Source organism: Bartonella vinsonii subsp. vinsonii (assembly GCF_902825235.1).
GTDB lineage: Bacteria > Pseudomonadota > Alphaproteobacteria > Rhizobiales > Rhizobiaceae > Bartonella > Bartonella vinsonii.
Genome location: NZ_CADEAJ010000019.1, coordinates 1 through 5,000 on the forward strand (window position 1 = coordinate 1; position 5,000 = coordinate 5,000).

The window sequence follows — 5,000 nt, forward strand, 5'->3', positions numbered from 1 at the left end:
TTTTTTCTATTTTCCGTCAGTGTCTTTTTAGTTTTTTTCTTAGCACTCTATTTATTGCGTAAAGAGGAGGATTTTGATTTGTGATATGCTTTTTACGTATCCTTATATTTTTTTGGAGGAAGCGTTTAAGCTATCCACATCCCTTACTAACACTCTCCACACTCTCGTATGTTTTGTCGTTTTTCCATAGAGAGCGCTAGCAATTTTTATCTTCTATTGGTAGGAGATTAATTCATAAAGGTTTTGGTTTTTGAAGAGGTCTGCATTACTTTAGCAAAAAAGATTTAGGCAAATGATCTGTTTAGTTGGTAGTCTTTCTTTGGGGGAAGAGTTTTTAGGCGCCCCTTCATAACACGAGGCGCGTTCAGATGTTCTCATTGTTATCGGCTCTTGGAATTATTCCTCTATGTGGGATCAAGAGCAAGTTGTTTTGTATGGTGTTTTTATGAAGTTAGAGCAGTTTGGTAAGAAGAGAAGCAAGGATTATAATTTACTTATAACTCTGTTTGTGCCTGCACCCATTTGCGCTTCTACGCTTTTCCATCCCCTTTCTTTAGAGGAATGATTTTAGTAGCCCCCTTTATTACGCACTCTTATTGTTGGAAGCAAGCAAACTTCCTAAGCGTGGGCTCTTTGCTTCACATGCTCATTTCAGGACGGAAGAACATGGAGCTCTATGCAGCTTTGTATTGTGAGCTCAAGGGGAAGTTTGTTTTCGCCTTACATTTTTTCTATTTATCTCTTTTAGATTATGAGAGCATTTTGAATAGAGAAGAAGCAACTCATAGATCATGAGAGCGATTTTGTAAGAAGAGAAGCAAGGGATTATGATTTACTTATAACTCTGTTTGTGCATGCGCCCATTCGCTCTTACTACGTTTTTTCTTGTTTCCAAGGTTCTTTAGCGTAGTTTACTAGGATTTCTGGAGTTTTGTTTCAGTTGCAAAACAGCTCTGCAAAGTCTCTCTTTGACCATCAACACAATAAATTTTGCGCTAGCAAACAGAGAAGCCGTTTGATTTAGAATGTAGAGAATGGGAGAGTATATATGTATTTTTTTTGAGAAGTTTTCGCTATGCGCTTAGCAAACCTAGCATTAGATTAAGAGCTGTTTTTCATATTGAGAGGTCATTTTCTCTTTATGGAAGTATTCGTTTTGGGACTTTGGTTGCGGGGGCAGGATTTGAACCTGCGGCCTTCAGGTTATGAGCCTGACGAGCTACCGGGCTGCTCCACCCCGCGACACGAAGGATATAATAAGGGCGTTTTTTTGTGGACGCTTTATTATCGGTTTATTATATTCTATATTTTATTTTTATGTTTTTTTAAATCCCTTGAGAAGATTATTCTATGCGCTTAGCAGACCTGGCGGCGACTTACTCTCCCGTGCCTTAAGGCAAAGTACCATCAGCGCTGGAGCGTTTCACGGCCGAGTTCGGGATGGGATCGGGTGCGTTCACTCCGCCATAACCACCAAGTCAGCGAAGAGCATAGAAACTGAGAGAAGCTGGGATTTTTCTGTTTATTTTAGTTGTTTTGGATTGAATGAATAGAGGAAATGGGAACGATCAAGTCGATCGAACGATTAGTATCAGTAAGCTTCATGTGTTACCACACTTCCACACCTGACCTATCAACGTGGTAGTCTACCACGGTTCTCAGGGAATACTCGTTTTCAGGTGGGTTTCCCGCTTAGATGCCTTCAGCGGTTATCCCGTCCGTATATAGCTACCCTGCTATGCGGCTGGCGCCACAACAGGTCCACCAGAGATACGTCCATCCCGGTCCTCTCGTACTAGGGACAGATCCTGTCAATATTCCTACACCCACGGCAGATAGGGACCGAACTGTCTCACGACGTTCTGAACCCAACTCACGTACCGCTTTAAATGGCGAACAGCCATACCCTTGGGACCTGCTCCAGCCCCAGGATGCGATGAGTCGACATCGAGGTGCCAAACAACCCCGTCGATATGGACTCTTGGGGGTCATCAGCCTGTTATCCCCGGCGTACCTTTTATCCGTTGAGCGATGGCCCTTCCACACGGGACCACCGGATCACTATGACCGTCTTTCGACTCTGCTCGACTTGTCAGTCTCACAGTCAGGCAGGCTTATGCCATTGCACTCAACAAACGATTTCCGACCGTTCTGAGCCTACCATCGCGCGCCTCCGTTACTCTTTAGGAGGCGACCGCCCCAGTCAAACTACCCACCATACACTGTCCCGAATCCGGCTTACGGACTGCGGTTAGACATCCATATCGGTAAGGGTGGTATTTCAAGGATGACTCCACAAAGGCTAGCGCCCCTGCTTCGAAGTCTACCACCTATCCTACACATACAGACACAAATGCCAGTGTAAAGCTATAGTAAAGGTGCACGGGGTCTTTCCGTCTAACCGCAGGAACCCCGCATCTTCACGGGGAATTCAATTTCACTGAGTCTACGTTGGAGACAGCGGGGAAGTCGTTACGCCATTCGTGCAGGTCGGAACTTACCCGACAAGGAATTTCGCTACCTTAGGACCGTTATAGTTACGGCCGCCGTTTACTGGGGCTTCAATTCAATGCTTGCACATCTCCTCTTAACCTTCCAGCACCGGGCAGGCGTCAGACCCTATACGTCGTCTTGCGACTTCGCAGAGCCCTGTGTTTTTGGTAAACAGTCGCTACCCCCTGGTCTGTGCCACCCTCTAACGGTTGCCCGCTAAAGGGTCACGCTTCTTCCGAAGTTACGCGTGCAATTTGCCGAGTTCCTTCAACGTAGTTCTCTCAAGCGCCTTAGTATTCTCTACCAGTCCACCTGTGTCGGTTTCGGGTACGGTCTATATGTGGGAGCTATTTCCTGGAACTGCTTCACTGCAAGATCAATCCAATAAGACCTTACAATACACGCAATCCGTCACTACCCACAGGTCCACGAATATTAACGTGGTTCCCATCGACTACGCCTTTCGGCCTCGCCTTAGGGGCCGACTCACCCTGCTCAGATTAACTTTAAGCAGGAACCCTTGGACTTTCGGCGAGGGAGTCTCTCACTCCCTTTATCGTTACTCATGTCAGCATTCTCACTTCCGATACCTCCAGGAGCTCTCACGAGTCTCCCTTCACAGGCTTACGGAACGCTCCGCTACCACTTACTCCATAAGGAGTAAATCCACAGCTTCGGTGTATGGCTTTAGCCCCGTTACATTTTCGGCGCGAGGACCCTTATTTAGACCAGTGAGCTGTTACGCTTTCTTTAAATGATGGCTGCTTCTAAGCCAACATCCTGGTTGTTTTGGGATCTTCACATCCTTTCCCACTTAGCCATAACTTGGGGACCTTAGATGGTGGTCAGGGTTGTTTCCCTCTCCACGACGGACGTTAGCACCCGCCGTGTGTCTGCTAGTTAGTTCTTCCAGGTATTCGGAGTTTGGTTAGGTTTGGTAATCCGGTGAGGACCCCTAGCCCATCCAGTGCTCTACCCCCTGGAGAATTCGACTAACGCTCTACCTAAATAGATTTCGCGGAGAACCAGCTATTTCCGAGTTTGATTGGCCTTTCACCCCTAGCCACAAGTCATCCCAATCTATTGCAACAGATACGGGTTCGGCCCTTCAGTAAGTGTTACCTTACCTTCAGCCTGCTCATGGCTAGATCACTCGGTTTCGGGTCTAATCCAACGAACTGAACGCCCTATTCAGACTCGCTTTCGCTACGCCTACACCTATCGGCTTAAGCTTGCTCGTTAGACTAAGTCGCTGACCCATTATACAAAAGGTACGCCGTCACCCAGAACGTATCTTGGGCTCCGACTGTTTGTAGGCATTCGGTTTCAGGTACTATTTCACTCCCCTTGTCGGGGTACTTTTCACCTTTCCCTCACGGTACTGGTGCGCTATCGGTCATGCACGAGTACTTAGGCTTGGATCGTGGTCGACCCATGTTCAGACAGGATTTCACGTGTCCCGCCCTACTCTAGGACTTAAATCAGATTTACGTATACGGGACTATCACCCACTTTGGTACGACTTTCCAGTCGTTTCTACTTTTCTTAATTTAAGCCACTGGCCTGGTCCGCGTTCGCTCGCCACTACTAACGGAGTCTCGTTTGATGTCCTTTCCTACAGGTACTTAGATGTTTCAGTTCCCTGCGTTTGCTTCTTACACCCTATTTTATTCAGGTGTAGATACCTTTATCTGACGACTAGAAATTTAAACTGTTTTTTACAAAACAGCTTAATTTTTCTAGCCATCAAAGGTGGGTTGCCCCATTCGGAAATCTACGGATCAAAGGGTATTCGCACCTCCCCGTAGCTTATCGCAGCGTATCACGTCCTTCATCGCCTGTGCATGCCAAGGCATCCACCAAATGCCCTTAAGACACTTGATCGTTCTCATTGCCAATATTCATTCAGCGTTTGTCTCCTTTTTTGCTTTGTGCAAAACAAAAAGGGAAAAACAAACAAAATATCAGCAGAAAAGACCAGCTTCTCGAGATATATTCAATGGCGCGGTTAAGCTTCCAATCATATGCAAGGGCTTTGAGCATTCCCTTGCGACACAATGTTTCTTTTTCTAAATTAAGATTTCCTCTTCAGAGAAAGGCTTTTCTTTCAAGATCTTTTTTAAAGATCTGTTTTCAAAACCTTTTTGACAACAAGCATTTTCCCAAGAAAGCATTTTCCTTAACAAAAAACTTGTGCCTCAGAAGGAACCTTAAAAAAGGAACATGTCTGAATATATCTTCTCTTCACAATTTCAATAGAACGAGCGAAAGATTATACAACCTCTCACTAAAGACGGTTCTCACAACAATGATGATGACCTAAAATGGTGGAGCCGGACGGGATCGAACCGACGACCCCCTGCTTGCAAAGCAGGTGCTCTCCCAGCTGAGCTACGGCCCCTAAATGAAAGCGCTAACCCTCAAACCGATATTTATCAATTCCCTTGATAGGAAAGCAAATCTCTCAATATTTTTTATAAAATCATAAAATATATCATGGACATTTT

General features: G+C 45.6%; 2 tRNA genes and 2 rRNA genes. All 4 read right to left on the reverse strand.

Going from position 1 to position 5,000, the window contains the following annotated elements:
- Positions 1-1,165: 1,165 nt before the first annotated feature.
- The 4 genes from J7R12_RS08355 to J7R12_RS08370 all read right to left on the reverse strand — a co-directional run bounded on the left by J7R12_RS08355 (position 1,166) and on the right by J7R12_RS08370 (position 4,894).
- Positions 1,166-1,242 (reverse strand) — tRNA-Met (locus tag J7R12_RS08355).
- Between the two features lie 121 nt (positions 1,243-1,363).
- Positions 1,364-1,478 (reverse strand): 5S ribosomal RNA (rrf, locus tag J7R12_RS08360).
- A gap of 86 nt (positions 1,479-1,564) precedes the next feature.
- A 23S ribosomal RNA gene (locus J7R12_RS08365) occupies positions 1,565-4,377 on the reverse strand.
- A gap of 441 nt (positions 4,378-4,818) precedes the next feature.
- A tRNA-Ala gene (locus J7R12_RS08370) sits at positions 4,819-4,894 on the reverse strand.
- Positions 4,895-5,000: the final 106 nt, after the last annotated feature.